Source organism: Thermus igniterrae ATCC 700962, from assembly GCF_000376265.1.
Taxonomy (GTDB): Bacteria; Deinococcota; Deinococci; order Deinococcales; family Thermaceae; genus Thermus; species Thermus igniterrae.
This window is the reverse complement of the sequence record NZ_AQWU01000067.1, coordinates 1-16,716: the sequence shown is the minus strand read 5'-3', so window position 1 is coordinate 16,716 and position 16,716 is coordinate 1. Positions and strand designations below refer to the sequence as shown.

Genomic DNA, 16,716 nt, shown 5'->3' with positions numbered 1-16,716 from the left:
TGGGGCCTAGACCTGGAAGACCCCCACCCGGAAAGGCTCCCGCTCAGGGTTCAGGGCGCAGGCCTCGAGGGCCTTGATGAGCCACTTCCGCGTCTCGTGGGGGAAGATTACCCCGTCCACCCAGAGCCGGGCGGCGGCGTAGCGGGGGTCCAGGGTTTCCTCGTAGCGGCCCTTGATGCGCTCGTAAAGCTCCTTGAGCTCCTCGTCCGAGGGCTCCTTGCCCTCCCGCCTGAGCTTTTCCACCTCCAGCTCCAGAAGGGTCTTGGCCGCCTGGGCCCCGCCCATCACCGCGTACTTGGCGCTGGGCCAGGCGAAGAGGAAGCGGGGGGCGTAGGCCTTGCCCGCCAGGGCGTAGTTCCCTGCCCCGAAAGAACCCCCCAGGATCAGGGTGATCTTGGGCACCACCGAGTTGGAGACCGCGTTCACCAGCTTGGCCCCCCGGCGGATGATGCCCGCCTGCTCCGACTCCTTGCCCACCATGAAGCCCGTCACGTCCTGGAGGAAGAGGAGGGGGATGTTCATCTGGTTTACCTCCAGGATGAACCGGGCCGCCTTGTCCGCCGCCTCCGCGTAGATGACCCCCCCCACCTCAATCCGGCCCTTTTTCTTGAGGACCAGGCGCTGGTTGCCCACAATCCCCACGGGAAAGCCCCCGATGCGGGCAAAGCCCGTGACCAGGGTCTCCCCGTAGCCCCCCTTGTACTCCAAAAACTCCGAGCCGTCCACCAGCCTTGCGATCACCTCCCGCAGGTCGTAGGGGCGGGAGCCGTCCGGGGCGATGAGGCCGTAGAGGTCCTCCGCGGGGTAAAGGGGCTCCTTGGGTTCCTTGCGCCCCTCGGCCCAGGGGGCGAGCCTGGGGGGCGGGTAGAGGGCGGCCAGCTTTCGGATGCGCTCCAGGGCCGCCTCGTCCGAGGGCTCGTAGAAGTCCACGGTGCCCGAGACCTCCGCGTGCATGCGCGCCCCACCCAGTTCCTCGCTGGAGACCTCCTGGCCGATGGCCGCCTTCACCAGGGCGGGCCCTGCCAGGTAGAGGCCGCTTCCCTCGGTCATGATCAGGACGTCGGTCATCACCGGCAGGTAGGCCCCCCCGGCCACGCAGTTGCCCATGATGGCCGAGATCTGGGGGATGCCCAGGGCGGACATGCGGGCGTTGAGGTAGAAGATGCGGCCGAAGTCGTCCTGGTCGGGGAAGACCTCGTCCTGCAGGGGCAGAAAGACCCCGGCGGAGTCCACCAGGTACAGGGTGGGGATGCGGTTTTCCAGGGCCATGGTCTGGGCGCGGATCACCTTTTTGGCGGTGATGGGGAAGAAGGCCCCCGCCTTCACCGTGGCGTCGTTGGCGATGATCATCCAGTCCCGGCCCTGGATGCGGCCGATGCCGGTGATGACCCCCCCCGCCGGGGCCCCGCCCCACTCCTCGTACATGCCCCAGCCGGCGAAGGCCATGAGCTCGTAAAACTCCGTGCCCGGGTCTATGACCCGGGCGATGCGTTCCCGGGCGGTGAGGCGGCCCTTCTTGTGCTGGCGCTCCACGGCCTTGGGCCCGCCCCCCTGGCGCACTCGCTCCAGGCTCTCCTTGAACGCCCGCACCAGGGCCACCCAGGCGTCCTTGTTGGCCTTGTAGACCGGACCCTCCCGCTCCTCGGGGCGGAGTTTGCTCTCCAGCATGGCCTGAGTATAACGCTTTTCTGCCTATTCGGAGAAAAGCGTTGGAAGAGGCGCCTTGGGAGGGCAGGGAGCCTGGGCCTTTTTCAGTTCGGCCTGCCTCCTGGCCTCCCGGTCCACCCGCTCGTTCTCGGGGTGGCCCGCGTGCCCCCGCACCCAGTGGAAGCGCACCTGGTGGGTCTTGAGGGCCTCGAGGAGGGCCTGCCAGAGGTCCTGGTTCTTCACCGGGTGCCCGTCCCGGGTGCGCCAGCGGTTTTTCTGCCACTTTTCCAGCCAGCCCTCGGCAAAGGCGTTCCTCAGGTACTGGCTGTCCGTGTAGAGCTCCACCTGGCAGGGCTCCTTGAGGGCTTTGAGGCCCTCCAGGGCCGCGGTGAGCTCCATGCGGTTGTTGGTGGTGCAGGCCTCCCCGCCGGAAAGGAGCTTCTCGTGCCTGCCATAGCGGATGAGGGCCGCCCAGCCCCCGGGGCCGGGGTTGCCCAGACAGGCCCCGTCCGTGTAGAGGGCCACCTGCTTCAGGCCCCTGGGGCGGGGCTTGGGTTCTTCGGGACGGGAGGGCATGGGGCTCATTCTAGGCCCCAGATTTGGGCGGGGGCCAGCTCCACCAGGTTGCCCGCGGGGTCGCGGGTGTAGAGGCTTTTTCCCCGGGGCCACGTTGCCCACCACACGGGGTAGCCCGCCTGGGAGAGCCTCTTTGCCCACAGGGGAAGCTTTTCCTCGGGCACCCGGAAGGCCACGTGCACGCTTCCCCGGGCCCCGTGGGGAGGCAGGTTTTCCTCGGCCTCGGTGCAGGCCGGGTTAAACACCAAAAACACCCCCCGCCCGGCGCGGAAGAAGGCATGCCGTGGGGGTTGGAACTGGAAGCAGGGGAGGCCCAGCACCCCTTCGTAAAAGGCCCGGGCCGCCTCCAGATCCTCCGCGTAGACCGAGGTTTCCAGGACCTCCACCTACTTGAGCCTGGCGATGAGGTCGGCCACGGGGATGGCCTCGAGGGTGGTGGTCTTCACGCTCCCCCGGGCGGAGAGGTGGAGCATGGCCCGGGCCACGGCCACGGCGTCCGGGGCCTCCACGATGTTCACGAAGTCGTAGGGGCCCAGGACCGCGTACTGGGCCACCACCTTAACCCCGAAGTCCTGCTCCAGCTCCTGGTTCACCTCCTTGATGCGCTCGGGGTTTTTCACCAGGGTCTCGGCGCCGTCATCCGTGAGGGTGCTCAGGACGATGAAGGTGGGCATACTTGGCCTCCTTTCCCCTCCAGTCTACCCCGGGCGGCCCTCCAGCTCCACCCCTGCGTACACCTCCCTCAGGGGTAGGGTGCCCTCGAGGCAGGGAAGGAAGGCCTCGCCCTCCTCCAGGACCTGGTAGAGCACCCCCTCGGGCCCCTTGCGGTAGAGCTCCACCCGCTCCTCCAGGGCGCTCACCAGGAGGTAGCCCTCCAGGGAGGGCAAGGCAAGGTAGCGCCAGAGCTTTTCCCGGCGGTCCACCCCCTCGGTGCTTTGGGAGAGCACCTCCACCACCAGGCAGGGGGCTTCCTCGTAGAAGGGGTTTTCCGGGGGTGGGGCGCACACCACCATGAGGTCGGGGTAGTACACGGTGCGTTCCCCCACCCTGAGCTTCATATCGGCCACGTAAAGGCGGCAGCCTTTCCGCCGGGCCAGGGGGCCCAGGAGGAGGGCCAGGTTGGTGGCGATGAGGTTGTGGGCCCGGCTGGCCCCCGCCATGGCGTGGGGAAGGCCTTCCACCAGCTCATGCTTGACGGGGGCCTTTTGTTCCCAATCCAGGTACTCCTCTAGGGAAAGGGGCCGCAGGGCCCTGGCGGCTTGGCCCATCACTCCCATTCTATGGTGGCGGGGGGCTTGGAGGTGAGGTCGTAGACCACCCGCCCCACCTGGGGCACCCGCCGGGTGATGCGCCTGGCCACCTCGTCCAGGAACTCCAGGGGAAGCCTGGCCCAGTCCGCGGTCATGAAGTCCTCGGTGGTCACGGCCCTGAGGGCCAGCACGTAGCCGTATTTGCGCTCGTCCCCCGCCACCCCCACGCTCCTGAGGGGGGTGAGCACGGCCAGGGCCTGGGCCACCTGGGGGTAGAGGCCCCACTCCCTCAGGAGGCTGATGAAGATGTCGTCCGCCTGGCGCAGGATTTCCAGGCGCTCCTCCGTGACCTCCCCCAGGATGCGCACCGCCAGCCCCGGCCCCGGGAAGGGGTGGCGCAGGCGGATGGTGTCGGGCAGGCCCAGGAGAAGGGCCAGCTCCCGCACCTCGTCCTTGAAGAGGAGGCGGAAGGGCTCCAGAAGCTCAAACTGCAGGTCCTCGGGCAGGCCGCCCACGTTGTGGTGGCTCTTGATCTTGGCCGCCCCGTGCCCCCCCGCGGACTCAATCACGTCGGGGTAGAGGGTGCCCTGGGCCAGGAAGCGGAAGGGGCCCTCCTCCCGGGCCACCTGGCTGAACACCTCCACGAACTCCCGCCCGATGATCTTGCGCTTCGCCTCGGGGTCTTCCACCCCCCTTAGGGCCTTCAGGAAGCGCTCCCTGGCGTCCACCACCCGCAGGTGCACCCCAAGGGCCCTGAGGGCCCCCTCCACCTCCTCCCGCTCCCCCAGGCGCAGGAGGCCGTGGTCCACGAAGACGGCCAGGTGGTCCACCCCGGCCCGGGCCAGGAGGAGGGCCAGGGTGCTGGAGTCCACCCCCCCGGAGACCGCCAGGAGCACCCGGTCCCCTCCCACCCTTTGCCGCACCTCTTGGAGGAGCTCCTCCAGCACGTGCTCGGGGGTCCAGTCCCGGCGCACCCCGGCTATCTCAAGGAAGTTCTCCAGGATTTGCATGCCCTTGGGGGTGTGGGCCACCTCGGGGTGGAACTGCACGGCGAAGCTCCGGCCGTCCGCCGCCTCCATGGCCGCCACCGGGTTCTCCTCCGTCTCGGCCGAGACCCGCCAGCCCGGGGGGAGCTCGGTGACCGCGTCCTGGTGGCTCATCCAGACCTGGACCTCGCCCTCGAGGCCGCGGAAGAGGGGGCCGGTGTGGCGGGTGAGGAGGGCCTTGCCGTACTCCGCCCGGCCGGCCCGCTCCACCTTGCCCCCCTTGAGCTGGGCCAGAAGCTGCATCCCGTAGCAGATGCCCAGGATGGGCAGGCCCAGTTCCAGCACCCGAGGGTCGGGCCGGGGAGCGTGGGGGTCAAAGACGCTGGCCGGCCCCCCCGAAAGGATGAGGGCTTGCGGCTTGTGCTTTTGGATTTCCTCCAAAGGCGCATTCCCGGGGAGTATGAGGGAGAAGGCCCTCAGTTCCCGGAGCCTGCGGGCGATGAGGCGGGTGTACTGGGAGCCGAAGTCTAGCACCAAGACCATGGGGGTTAGTCTACAACGGCCGCCGGTCCATCCCCACGCGTGTGGGGACTACGGGGGAGGCCAGGGTGCGGTTTTCTGCGACCAGGTCCATCCCCACGCGTGTGGGGACTACCTTTTGTGGGTGTGGCTTTAGCTCAGAGCCAGCGGTCCATCCCCACGCGTGTGGGGACTACCCGCCCTCGAGGACCCTAGTGGGGACTGCCGCCGGTCCATCCCCACGCGTGTGGGGACTACCCTACCCGCCTACTCCACCCTGATACCCGGGACGGTCCATCCCCACGCGTGTGGGGACTACGCTATCCAGCGGAGGGCCCGCAGGCTCATTCGGTCCATCCCCACGCGTGTGGGGACTACGCACGCTACCGCCGCGCGCACTTTCCACCAGCGGTCCATCCCCACGCGTGTGGGGACTACGGTCACGCTGGGAACATTATGAGAAACAAACACAGGTCCATCCCCACGCGTGTGGGGACTACACCCCCGTGGGAAGCCTACGGGCCAGGGCCACGGTCCATCCCCACGCGTGTGGGGACTACCCCGCCAACTCCATTCTAGCATCTCGGCCAAGTGGTCCATCCCCACGCGTGTGGGGACTACGAACCCCTTGGCTATACTTGGCCTTATACAACGGTCCATCCCCACGCGTGTGGGGACTACATCTCCTCCAGCTCCTGCCGCGGCAGATACGGGGGTCCATCCCCACGCGTGTGGGGACTACGAGGAGATTCTTTTCGCCCTATACGCCAACAACGGTCCATCCCCACGCGTGTGGGGACTACCATAGAGGGCCCTTCTAATGCCACGGGGACCTCGGTCCATCCCCACGCGTGTGGGGACTACTATCGCCCCCATCAGGTCCGAAGCGGCCTCATTCTCGGTCCATCCCCACGCGTGTGGGGACTACGCAGGCGTTTACCCCGGCTCTGGTGAGGTAACGGGTCCATCCCCACGCGTGTGGGGACTACACATGACCCAGACGGTAAAAACCCCCGCTGACCCCCTGTTATGTGTCTTTTATGGACCTAGTCCGGGGTTTGCTTGTCAAGATCCCCGCGCAAAGCCTTGGACATGCGTTTTAGCTTTTCTGCCTTCTGCATGGCCTCGGCGTTGCGCACAGTTACCAGTACTATACCATCAAAATCCCGCAAGGTGCGGTCTGGGTGGTTGTGGAGCCTGAGGGAGAAACCCTGCTCGTTGTTGGTGCGCCAGGCCATGGCGCACCGACCCTCCCCAGCCTTTTGCACCACTTTTTCCCAAAGGAGTTCCCTCACGGTGGCGCTCAGGCGGCCCACGAATACCCCGGTGTCCACCTCTAGGAGCCAGCGGGTCAGCTCTCCCCTAAGGCTCCTCGGCACTTTCTCCAGGATCATCACCACCATAGGCCACCCCGCCTTCTACCTCTCCTGCGGGGTCCCAAAGCCCACCTGGAAAGGTGGGGTCTTCCTCCTTATCGTCCTCAGGGAAGCCTAGGCCGGAGAAAAGCTCTAGCAAGTCCCCCACCATGCGCTCTAAGAGACGCTCTTCCAGAATGCGTTCCCGAAGCTTCTGCCGTATACGGCGCTCCACCTCCAGGTCCGACTCCGCCACCGTGAGAAAGGCGGCTGGCACCAGGACCTCGGTTTTGTAAAGGTCGGCCACATCGTAAACAAAAGAGAGAAGCCAACCTACGTGGATAAAGCCCAGAGCGGGGCTAAAGCCGCTACTCACAATGGCGGCATGGGCCAAACCATAGAGGTAGGCTGCCCCGGCGGAAAGCGCCCGGTTTACCGGGTCCGAAGAGGCCCAGTTCCGGCGGTCATAGCTCCGGCCATGCCAGGGCACGCCGGTCTCCTGGCTCCAGCGGGCATAGGCCGACCGTACCCGTACCCCTTCCAGCCCCCGTACCTGCTCCAGACTGAGGTTCTTGGGCAAGGGCTCTTTGAAACGCTTTTGGTAGAGGCGGAAGACCACCTCCAGGTGGAGCTCCGGGTCAGCCCAGGCCCTGGCCTGGCGCTGGAGCCTGAGGGCGCTTCGGGTGTCTCCCAGGCCCTGGGCGTAGAAGCGGGCAAAGCCCTCCCCAATCCAGGCCACGGTGCAGCCGTTGCCGGCCAGGGCCCGGATGGCCGCGTGGGTGATGCGGGTTCCCGGGCCCAGAAAGAGCACCCCCAGGGCCGCCACCGGCACCAGGGTGAGGCCTTCTTGGGTATAGATGCCGATACCCTGGGCTTCTTGCTCAATGAAGGCGTGTTCCACGTAGAGGTAGGAGAGCCCATCCCGGAACTTGGGCAGTTCCTTGAGGTTGCGGGTGTTGGGAACCGGCGGCACAAGGCCCCCTAAGGTCTCAGGGAAAGCAGGCCAAGCCCCAGGGCCTTTCCAGGCCCGATGCCCCTGGAGAGGGTTTGGAGGGCTTTCTCCGGGTTCACCACTTCCAGCGTGCCTTCAAAGAGCACCGCTTGCACCTGAATCAGATGGCCGGATTTGCGCACCTCCAGAAAAGTGTCCTGCAGGATGCGGACCATGGGTTTCGCTTCCTCATCGGTGCAGAGGCGGAAGCCTCCTTCCACCAGCTTGCGCTCAAGCCAAAAGGTTTTTTCTGCGGGCGTCTTTAGGGCTACCCTTTCCCCGCGGTCCTTGGCCCGCTTGCTGGGGTTGGCCCGGAGGCGGAAGCGCAACACCTGGCCTTCCCGCAGGACGGGGGTAAAGGGCTTGGGGGGAAAGACCTCGGCGTAGTCCTTTTCCAAGACGCTCCAGTCGGGCTCCGTGAGGGTCTGGACCAGGACCACGGGGGCTTCCAGGCTCCGGGTGGGCTCGAGGCGCCAAAGAAGCCGTTCTTTCCCCTCCTTTAAGGCCTGGGACACTGCCTTGGAAAGGGTGCGGTGCATCTCGTAGGGGCTGGCCAGGTCCTTGCGGGCGGCTTTGGAGCGCGGGTTGAGCACCAGTTTGCTAACCCACATGGGCTTTCTCCCTGAAGTAGACCTCTTCCTTGGCAAGAAGCCTTTCCTCCACGTACCTGGCCCCAAACTGCCGCTTGGCGAAGGGGGCGATGGGCTGGTCGTAGACCAGGCGGCCTTGCTCCGCCTCGAGGACCAAGAGCAGGTCCTCTCGGGGTTTGTGGGGGAGAAGGTAGGGGTAGGTGCGCAGGGCCTCCTCGAGGGATTCCTCCCGCAGGCCGTCGGGAAGATAGGGGGGCGGGCTTGGGAGGTACCCCTTGCGCCCCAGGTAAAGGGCAAACCTGGGGTTGAGGAGGGCCTGGTGGGCTTCTTTCAGCAGATTCGCGTCTCCCTCCAGGCCCACCAGGAAGGCGGCGTCCGAGAGGTAGTACCGCCAGCTTTGCACCACGTCCCGGGTGGTGGTCTGGCTGGAGGTCAGGACTTCTTGCGCGGTCTGGTAGTCCACTTTCAGCACACCCTTCCGGTCCACCCGCACCCCCATGCGCAGGCTGGCCAGGTCGGAGACGTCCTCCTTCCGGTCCCGGCCCAAGGCGGCGGCCAAAAGCCCCAGGACCCCGCTCTTGGTGGGGTAAGGCCAGGTGTCCCGGTAGTCAAAGCGGCTCCGGGTGCCCCAGGACTGCAGGGGGCCCTGAAGCCTAAGGAGAAGCGTGGGCATACATCGCCTCCCTCCTTACCCCAACAGCTCTTGCAGGGCCTTTTCTACCTTTGCCTTGAGGTCGCCTATGCTATCTAGAACCTCCAGGTGATCCGTATGCGCTTCCGTGAGGTTCAGAGCTCCTTTCCACTCGGGCTTCAGGGGGCCGAAGACCCGGTCAAACTTTTCCCATTCCTTGACCAAAGCCTCCACCGAGAGGGCAGAAAGGGGCTTGTCCTCCCGGGGGCGGATGGGGCGCTCAAAGGCTGTGGCCAGGTTCCGGGGCAGGCCCTCTCCGGCACGGAAGGCCAGGAAAAGGGGTGGGTTGTGGGCGGCAAAGCTGTTCTGCTTGCCCGAAGGCAGGGTGAGGGCAAAGGCCTCCAGGAAGGCCAGAGCCCCCTTGAGGGCCAGTTCCCCATCCCCTTGGAGGTTTTCCAGGAGTTTATCCAGGTTCACCACGGCGTAGCGGTACAGGGTGGCGGAGTAGAACTCCACATCCCCCATCATCCCCGCTCCGGTTTCCTCCTTGGGGTTGAGGTCGTCCACAGCGGTGTAGAAGTCAAACTCCCGGTCTACCTTGTGGGTAGAGATGGCGTGGGCCACCTGGGCCGCCGCATCCACCCCCAGTTCGGGCCGGTCGGCCAGCATGCGGCCAAAGAGGGCCAGGTCCACGGCCTTGCCCCCATCGAACACCCTTTCCAGGGCCTTCTTAAGCTCCCCGTCCACCTCGGTCTTCTTTTTCCCCTTGGTCTCTTGAGCGGCGAGAGCTTGCAGGTTTTTCCTTATCTCTTCGGCCAGAGCGTCCAGCTCCTGGTTGCCCAGGAAGAGGAGGTATTCCGTACGGCCCTCCTTCACCCCAAAGCCCAGGGCGTTCAGGGCGTTCTCTATGGCCCGGCGAGCGTCGGCTTCTGGCAAGCCCGCAAGCCTTTCCAGAAGGGCCTCCATCAGGCGCTTGGTGCGGATGGCCCGCTCGGCCTCGGAAAGCAAGGGCCAGGTGCCAAAGGCCACCCGCACCGCCCGCTTCTGGGCCTGGCTGGAGATGCGTGCCCGGCGGTAGCCGCCAAAGAGGGCGTCCTTGGGGCTTCCCGTGTCGTCCCGGTTCAGGTTGTTGGGGGCCACGGTCTGAATCACGTGCACTTCCAGAAGCTTCATGCCACCACCTCCTTTTCCTCCTCTGCGCTTTCCTTGCCGTAGAACTCCTTGGCCCAACGGGCCTGTACCCTGCGCTCTGGGTGGAACCAATACAGAAGGTCTTCCAGGAGCCTGGCGAAGTCCAGCCCGCCTTCCAACAGGCTCACCGCCTGCCGCAAGCGGAAGGCCAGTTGGTCCCTATCCGCGTCCAAAAGTGCCTGAAAACGCCGTTCCAGGCTGTCCGAGCCCCGGGCCTCCATGGCCTCCCGCAGGGCGTGGGCCAGGGTGCGCCCTTCCCAGTGCTCCCCGTCCTTCAGGGCATAGAGGGCGGCCACCAGGTAGTGGGCCTCCCGCGCCCAGCCTTCTTCCTGCACAAAGGGCTCCACATAGGGCATGGCCGGGGGATAGGCACCCGGGTCAAAGGCCAGGCTCCGCCGCAGGGCGGCCCGGGCAGGCGTCCAGGCCTTCTGCTCTTTAAGTTTTTCCAGCCAGTCTAGAAACGCCTTTCCCTTCACCCTTACACCTCCTTATAGCGTTGCCAGGGCAGTGGCCAGGGTCTCTTCCCCCCGGACCAGGGCCTTCAGGTGCCGGGCCTGGGTGCCCAGGGAGCGGCGGGTCTCCTCCCAGGCGAAGCGGGCGGCCTTCTTGAGTTCCTCCCGCCACACCTCCATGGCCCCGGGGTTATTTAGGGCCTCGAGGAACCGGGGAAAACTCCCGTCCAGCTCGGCCCAGTAAAGGCGCAAAAGGGGAAGGGAGTCCCTGAAGGCCTGAAGCTGAGGCTGGTCCCCGGTGCCCAAGACCTCCTGAGCCAGACGCCACGCGGCGGTTTGGAGCCGCTGGCCCAGTTCTTCCGCCAGTTCCAAAGCCCTTTGCAAAAGGGCTTCTCCCTTGGGGGAAATGAGACCAGGAGGCAGGGGGTAGACCTCCCGCCGGATGTCCAGCACCTTGGACTGGTCGGAGACCTGGCCCAGGACCCGGATGCGGGGGTTGAGGTCTGCCTCCTCCGCCACCTGGGCCGCGTGGGAGACCACCGCAGGCCAACTGCCCCCGGCCCCAGGCAACATGGCGCCGAAGTCCCGCCAGAAGCTCTTTTCCATGCTGAGGCGCAAGGGGAGGATTTGCCCGGTCTTGTTTTGCTGGCGGTAGGCTACCATGGGGTCCCGCCAGCCTACCTCCTGAGGCTGGACTCCAGGCCCGTAGGCCATAAAGCGCACGCCATTTCCCTCGTCCAGAAGCCGTACTCCCCGGGCAGGCCAGGTGTAGACCCGGGCTGTGCCCTCCAGGGGCCATGTGGTGGCATACCCCGTTACGTCCTTGGTGGGCAGAGGGGGCTCCTCCCAGATGGGCGTTCCCAGGTTTCTTTGGGGCACCAGGTTTAGCACCAGGGTTTCAAAAAGGTTTCTCCCCGTGACCAAGAAAGCCGCGGGCCGGGCCAGGGGAGCGTCCTTGGCTGAGGTTACACCCAGGCGCCGCAACAACCCTCCGGGGGCAAAGGTCTGGTGCACCACCAGGGCCCGGGCCGCCTGGGCGTAGGAGGCGGTGGGCGGGTTGTTGTCCAAGGTGTGGTCAAAGAGGGTGGGGTTGTTGCCGCTGGAAAGCTCGGGAAGGAGCTTGCTCCAGGGGAGGGGGTCCTCGTCGGGGAGGTCCGCGATTTGCAGGAAGGGAGCGGTGGGATGGAAGAGGAAAAAGCGGTCCTGGTAAGTGTTCAGGTAGGCGTCTAGTTGCCCCCGGTCAAATTCGCCCTTTTCCAGGAGTTCCAGGGCATCGTCTAGGTCCCTCGGCGGTTGTGCCCGGTAGAGGATGGCCAGCAGCAGGCGGTGCAGGGCCGCTTCTTCCAAGGGGGAGGGGGTCTCTATACGCTCTATGGAAGAAGCGTTAAACAACGCCTCCCGGAGGCTCACCTCCCGCACCTGGCCCCCCTCCAGCACCGGGATCCAGGGTTCTTCCAGCAGGTTGAACTTGGCCAAACCTACCACCTCCCTTTCCTTGCAAAGTAGCACCCCAAGCCGACAACCCTTGACGGATTCAACCCCGCCTGTAGACCACCCCTAGCTCCGGGTCCAGCTCCACCCGAAGGGCACCCCCTTCCTTCAGGGGAAAGGCACGGCCCACCTCCAGGGGCCGCAGGCCCCGAAGGAGGCCGCTTTCGCGCCAGGCGGGGGGTGGCTCCTGCCCTAGGAGCACCTGGGGAATGGGAGGGCGGGAAAGCCGCACCGCCCGGCGCCAGAGGGCCAGCACCTCCTCCTTAGCAAGCTTCCCTTTGAGCCTGGCGGGGTGCTGGCCGTGGGGGTCAAGAAAGTAGCCGTTTTCTCCCTTGTAGAGGGGCACCACCGCCACGCTGGGGTCGCCCAGGCGGGTGAGGAAGCGCTGGGTGCGCTCGTCCTCGGCCTCGTCGTCCAGGCGGAATTCGGCAGCTAGGCTGGCGGCATCGGTTCGGCTGAGGAGGCTTTCCGGCTCTCCCAGCGCAAGGTTTTCCGCGGTCTTGGCTTCCCTTTGCCGGCGTTCCTCCAGCTTCTTGTGGGCTTCCTGGGCCCTTCCTTGCAGGGGTTCGGGGAAGCCTTCGGGCCTTCGGCCGTAGACCTCCTCCAGGAGGCCCTCGAGGTCCTTCGGCACCTCCAGCGTCTTCCTCTCCCTAAGGGAAAGCCAGGTGGAGAGGAGGATGTAGTCCTCATAGACCCGGTTCCAGTAGAGCTCCCCTCCAAACTCCGGTTCCTCCTCGATGCCGCCTACCAGCAGGCGGGCCTCCCGGAGATGGCTGGGCCTTTCCCGGAAATGGCGCTGGAGCCGGCCCGCCCGCTGGAAGAGGAGGTCTATGGGGGCCAGGTCGGTGTAGAGGAGGTCAAAGTCCAGGTCCAGGCTCTGCTCCGCCACCTGGGTGGCCACCAGGATGGCCCGCTCTGGCCTGGGCCCGTGCTTGCCAAAAAGGGCCAGGGCCACCCCTTCCCTCAGGGCCCGCTCCTCGGCGGGGAAGCGGGCGTGGAGGAGGAAGACCAGGGTGCCGTCCTCCAGGCGCTTGCCCACTATGGCCTCCCCCTTTTCCTCCCGCAGAGCATGGAGTTCCTGCCAGGGGCCTGAGGAAGGCCCCCGGCCCAGGTGGTCCAGGAGAGCGGCCAGGGTGAGCCTTTCTCCTTCTCCCAGCGCCTGGTAGAGGGCCTGGGCCCGGTCCACGGTGTTCACCATGGCCCCCAGGGCTCCAGGGAGCCGGGCCTTCAGGGCTTCTGCCAGGGAAGAGGGTTCCACTGGAGCGGCTTCCAGGTGGAACACCTTGGGGCTTCCAGGGGGTAGCTCATGGGTCCCAAGATGCCTCCCCCCGGAGAAAGCCGCCACCCGGGGGTAGGGGGGAAGCTCCGTTTCCTCTGCCCCCCAGGCTTTCAGGAGCTCTTGGCGCTTGGCTTTCGGCAGGGTGGCGGTCATGAGTACCACGCTGGAGCCCAGGGTGCGGAGCCAGCGGAGGAGGGCCATGAGGAGGCCCGAGGTATAGGTGTCGTAGGCGTGCACCTCGTCCAGCACCACCACCCGGTTCATGAGCCCCCAGAGGCGGATGAAGTGGTGCTTGACCTTGAGCACCCCCAAGAGGGCCTGGTCCAGGGTGCCCACCCCGTGCCCCGAGAGCATGGCCCGCTTTTTGGCGGAGAACCAGGCCGAGGCCACCACGGCCCCTTCCTCCTCGTAGACCTGCTGGGGCTGGGCCCGCTCCAGAAGCTCCCCGTAGGCTGGGTTCAGGGCGGCGGCCCCGTGCTGGAGCTGTAGGTCCAGGGGGGCTTTGCTTCCCAGCTTCTCTAAGAACCCCTTTACCCGGGGGAAAAGGCCGTTGGCCGTGGCCTGGGTGGGCAGGGCCACGTAAAGGCCCCGGTGTTCAAGCCGGCCCTGCAGGAGGTGATAGGCGTAGAGGGCGGCTTCCGTCTTGCCCAGGCCCATGGGGGCCTCCACCAGGAGCAGAACCGGCTCCTGGGCACCTGCCAAAAGCTCGGGCACCTTTTTCTGGAGGGGGTTGGGGGAGAAGGGGAAAAGCTCCTGGAAGTCCTTCGGGGATGCTGGGGCAGGAGATGGCCAGGGAAGAGCGTCCAGAGCCTTGCCGGCCCGGTCCAGGGCCTCTGGCCAGTAGTCAGGGCTCAGGGGGTGGGGCCGGCCGGCGTAGGGGAAGAAGCTGGGGTCTGAGGCGATCCAGTCCGCGAAGGAGGCCAGGGCCATGACCCGCAGGATGGCCTCGGGGGAGGGGTCGTGCCCCTGGGGAAGCTTCTGGCAGGGAGCGCCCAGGACTTGGTGAAGGCGCTCCACCAGGAAGCGCCGAACCTCATTCCAGCCCTCTGGTTCGCAGTTCACGTGGCGCCTGCCCTGCTTAAGCTCCTCGCCCTGGGCCTGAAAGCCGTGGTGGGCCCCCAGTCCCTGAGCCATCTGCCTGGCGGCCCTGGGGGAGAAGCCGTATTCCTTAAGAACCTCCTTCAGGTAGAGCTCGGTGAACACCCCGTGGGCCACCCGGCTTTCCTTTATCACCTCCTCATCCCAGGTGAGGCCCTGGGCCTTAAGCCGCTCTGCCCCTTCAGGCCAGGCCGCCTGGAAAACGGGGCTGGCCTTGCCCAGGTCGTGAAGCCCGGTGAGGAAGGCTACCAGGCCCTTGGCCTCCTCTGGCAGGCCCCAGTCCTGGGCGTAGAGGTGCCGGGTGCGCCTGGGTTCCCGCTCCAGGATGGCCCAGGCCACCGCGGCCGTATCCAGCATGTGGGCCAGGAGGGGGTGGTAGGGGTCACCACTTTTGGCCCAAAGGGCTAGGGCGGTTTGTTCGGTGGTCATGAGGCCACCTTACCCCGCAACCCCGACAGGCACTGACGCTTTGACCAGCACCTGCCGGGCTTCTTCCAGCCAAAGCGCCCGAAGCTCTGGTGGGGAAAGTACCTCCACCCGCGGCCCGAAGCTCTGAATCCAGGCCAGGACCTCCCAGGGCACCCCGCCCTTGAAGGGGGCTGCCGAAAGCCTGGCTTGCAGGCTACCATCGGCCAGTTCCCGCTCCACCACGAGGCCGGGGTAGTCTCCCTCCAGGACCCGCCATGCCGCCTCAGGGGCAAAGCGCAACCGTACCTCTATGGCTTCCTCCCGCACCCCCACCACCCCCCAGGCCTGGCGGAAGTAGAGGGTGGGGTCAAAGTCCCCGGGAAACTCGTAGGTATCTGCCAGCAGCCTGGCGTTGCGCATTCGGGAAAGCTTAAAGGTCAGGATAGCCTTGTGATAGGTGCGCTCGTAGCCCACGGCATAGAGGCCCAGGTTGGTGCGGTTGGCCTCCAGGAAGTACACCAAAAGCTCTTTGGGCCGCCAGTTTTTGGAACCTCCGGAGCGGTACTCAAAGGCCAGGACCCGTCTTTCCAGGAGCGCCCGGGCCACCATCTCCAGGGTGCGGGAGTCCCCCTGGCGGCCCTCGAGGCCCTGGGTGCTCCGGAGGAGAAGTTCCCGAAGGGGTTCTGGAAGCATGCGGGCCAGTTTTTCCAGGGCCCTGCCGTACTGGCGTGTGGGGGCCTGGTGGAACAAGAGGCGGCCGGCGGCGAAAAGGGCCAGGGCCTCCACGGGGTGGAGGGCGGGGGAACGGTCAGGGATGCGGTAAAGACCCCTCCCCACCTTTTCCACCTGGTAGCCCTGGTGGGCGAGGGCCTCGAGGTCGCGTTCTATGGTGCGCTCGCTCACCCCAAAGCGCTGGGCAAGTTCCAAAACCCGCATGGGGCGTAGCTTCAGGGCCTCGAGGATTCCCAAAAGCCGTTCGGCTTTAGGAATGTCAGGCATGGCTCCAGGTTAACACAAAGTTTCCCCGGGGTTTACAGGCTTGTCCAGAAAGTGCTAGTCTGAACTCAGCGCCTACCTCCCTGGTAGCTACTTGTGATGGCGCGGTGGATCTTGAAAGCTTTTCCTGGAAAAATCCCTCTCTATACACATAGAGGGGGGTCAAAAGGGGTTTTTGCCGTCTGGGTCAAGTGTAGTCCCCACGCACGTGGGGATGGACCGCAAGGGCGCAAAGGAAGCCTGGAACAGCGTCGGTAGTCCCCACGCACGTGGGGATGGACCTCCGGATACCGGAGAACCTCTACGCCGTGGCCAGTAGTCCCCACGCACGTGGGGATGGACCGCTGGCTCCGGTCCGATACGAGGCCTCCACTCCGTAGTCCCCACGCACGTGGGGATGGACCGCATAGAAGCGGAAGCGGGGACGCACCCCCTGCGTAGTCCCCACGCACGTGGGGATGGACCGCCCACGGCAAGGGCGGAGCGCATGGCCTCCAGTAGTCCCCACGCACGTGGGGATGGACCGCCGAAGGCCTGGAAGACCGCCTCGGGGATAGCGTAGTCCCCACGCACGTGGGGATGGACCGTCTCCCTACGAAAGGACAGGGATGGCTACCTCGTAGTCCCCACGCACGTGGGGATGGACCATCCCGCCACTCTCCCTTACGGCCCTCGGCATAGTAGTCCCCACGCACGTGGGGATGGACCAGCCGTATCGGCTCCATCCTGGGGCTCCCCTGGGTAGTCCCCACGCACGTGGGGATGGACCTCCCTGAAGGGCGGGACATCACCGCCCCCTCCAGTAGTCCCCACGCACGTGGGGATGGACCGGCCCGCTCCTGGTCAGCTGGGGGGATACCCTCGTAGTCCCCACGCACGTGGGGATGGACCGAACCCATAGCAAGAGCCTTGCTATGGCATGGGGTAGTCCCCACGCACGTGGGGATGGACCAGGTCGGGGCTGGAATCATCCGGCCCCGACCACGTAGTCCCCACGCACGTGGGGATGGACCATGGTGGAAGCCGTGGACCCCAAAACGGTGGCCGTAGTCCCCACGCACGTGGGGATGGACCGCGCGGGGGGCTCTATGCGGACCTGGAGATGGCGTAGTCCCCACGCACGTGGGGATGGACCGCCACCACCCGCGTGTTGGAGGGGCCCCAGGTGTAGTCCCCACGCACGTGGGGATGGACCGTGGTCCTCGGCCCACGGGAGCTCGGGCTGGAAGTAGTCCCCACGCACGTGGGGATGGACC

General features: G+C 66.1%; 15 protein-coding genes and 2 CRISPR repeat arrays. All 15 genes read right to left on the bottom strand.

The genetic code is table 11. The features are described 5' to 3' along the window. Positions 1-6: 6 nt before the first annotated feature. Complete coding sequence (locus B128_RS0108300) at positions 7-1,668, bottom strand: acyl-CoA carboxylase subunit beta (RefSeq protein ID WP_018111815.1); 1,662 nt, start codon at positions 1,666-1,668, stop codon at positions 7-9. A gap of 24 nt (positions 1,669-1,692) precedes the next feature. Then, positions 1,693-2,223, bottom strand: coding sequence for a ribonuclease HI (gene rnhA, locus B128_RS0108295; protein WP_018111814.1), 531 nt, complete (start codon positions 2,221-2,223; stop codon positions 1,693-1,695). A gap of 5 nt (positions 2,224-2,228) precedes the next feature. Continuing rightward, entirely contained in the window at positions 2,229-2,609 is a 381-nt protein-coding gene (locus tag B128_RS0108290; RefSeq protein ID WP_018111813.1) for a VOC family protein, read from the bottom strand. Further along, positions 2,610-2,897, bottom strand: a complete 288-nt coding sequence (locus B128_RS0108285; protein ID WP_018111812.1) for a glutamine synthetase/cystathionine beta-lyase binding protein — start codon at positions 2,895-2,897, stop codon at positions 2,610-2,612. A 24-nt stretch (positions 2,898-2,921) separates the two neighbouring features. Next, a complete protein-coding gene (locus B128_RS0108280; protein ID WP_018111811.1) occupies positions 2,922-3,491 on the bottom strand; it encodes a Uma2 family endonuclease in 570 nt (189 codons plus the stop codon). Then, positions 3,491-5,002 carry a glutamine-hydrolyzing GMP synthase gene (guaA, locus tag B128_RS0108275; protein ID WP_018111810.1) on the bottom strand — a complete coding sequence of 504 codons (1,512 nt, stop codon included), beginning with the start codon at positions 5,000-5,002 and terminating at the stop codon, positions 3,491-3,493. Before guaA ends, B128_RS0108280 begins: the two co-directional genes overlap by 1 nt. A 24-nt stretch (positions 5,003-5,026) precedes the next feature. Beyond that, positions 5,027-5,967: direct repeats of the CRISPR family, unit length 28 nt; unit sequence GGTCCATCCCCACGCGTGTGGGGACTAC. A gap of 57 nt (positions 5,968-6,024) precedes the next feature. Then, a complete protein-coding gene (cas2e, locus tag B128_RS0108270; RefSeq protein WP_018111809.1) occupies positions 6,025-6,381 on the bottom strand; it encodes a type I-E CRISPR-associated endoribonuclease Cas2e in 357 nt (118 codons plus the stop codon). Then, positions 6,341-7,306, bottom strand: a complete 966-nt coding sequence (gene cas1e, locus B128_RS0108265; RefSeq protein ID WP_018111808.1) for a type I-E CRISPR-associated endonuclease Cas1e — start codon at positions 7,304-7,306, stop codon at positions 6,341-6,343. Before cas1e ends, cas2e begins: the two co-directional genes overlap by 41 nt. An 8-nt stretch (positions 7,307-7,314) precedes the next feature. Further along, the gene (gene cas6e, locus B128_RS0108260; RefSeq protein ID WP_018111807.1) at positions 7,315-7,935 is read right to left on the bottom strand and encodes a type I-E CRISPR-associated protein Cas6/Cse3/CasE; all 621 of its coding nucleotides are present in this window, start codon (positions 7,933-7,935) and stop codon (positions 7,315-7,317) included. Then, positions 7,925-8,587 (bottom strand): type I-E CRISPR-associated protein Cas5/CasD, encoded by a 663-nt coding sequence (cas5e, locus tag B128_RS0108255; RefSeq protein WP_018111806.1) that lies wholly within the window; start codon positions 8,585-8,587, stop codon positions 7,925-7,927. The genes cas6e and cas5e overlap by 11 nt, the downstream gene beginning before the upstream one ends. Positions 8,588-8,602: 15 nt before the next feature. Then, positions 8,603-9,718, bottom strand: coding sequence for a type I-E CRISPR-associated protein Cas7/Cse4/CasC (gene cas7e, locus B128_RS0108250; RefSeq protein ID WP_018111805.1), 1,116 nt, complete (start codon positions 9,716-9,718; stop codon positions 8,603-8,605). Further along, the gene (gene casB, locus B128_RS0108245; protein ID WP_018111804.1) at positions 9,715-10,212 is read right to left on the bottom strand and encodes a type I-E CRISPR-associated protein Cse2/CasB; all 498 of its coding nucleotides are present in this window, start codon (positions 10,210-10,212) and stop codon (positions 9,715-9,717) included. Before casB ends, cas7e begins: the two co-directional genes overlap by 4 nt. A 12-nt stretch (positions 10,213-10,224) precedes the next feature. Beyond that, positions 10,225-11,664: a type I-E CRISPR-associated protein Cse1/CasA gene (casA, locus tag B128_RS0108240; protein WP_026175130.1), complete on the bottom strand. Its 1,440-nt coding sequence runs from the start codon at positions 11,662-11,664 to the stop codon at positions 10,225-10,227. A 58-nt stretch (positions 11,665-11,722) separates the two neighbouring features. Continuing rightward, complete coding sequence (locus B128_RS0108235) at positions 11,723-14,485, bottom strand: CRISPR-associated helicase/endonuclease Cas3 (RefSeq protein WP_018111802.1); 2,763 nt, start codon at positions 14,483-14,485, stop codon at positions 11,723-11,725. A 9-nt stretch (positions 14,486-14,494) separates the two neighbouring features. Then, entirely contained in the window at positions 14,495-15,463 is a 969-nt protein-coding gene (locus tag B128_RS0108230) for a helix-turn-helix transcriptional regulator (protein WP_018111801.1), read from the bottom strand. A 190-nt stretch (positions 15,464-15,653) separates the two neighbouring features. Next, positions 15,654-16,716: a CRISPR direct-repeat array (repeat unit 28 nt; unit sequence GTAGTCCCCACGCACGTGGGGATGGACC).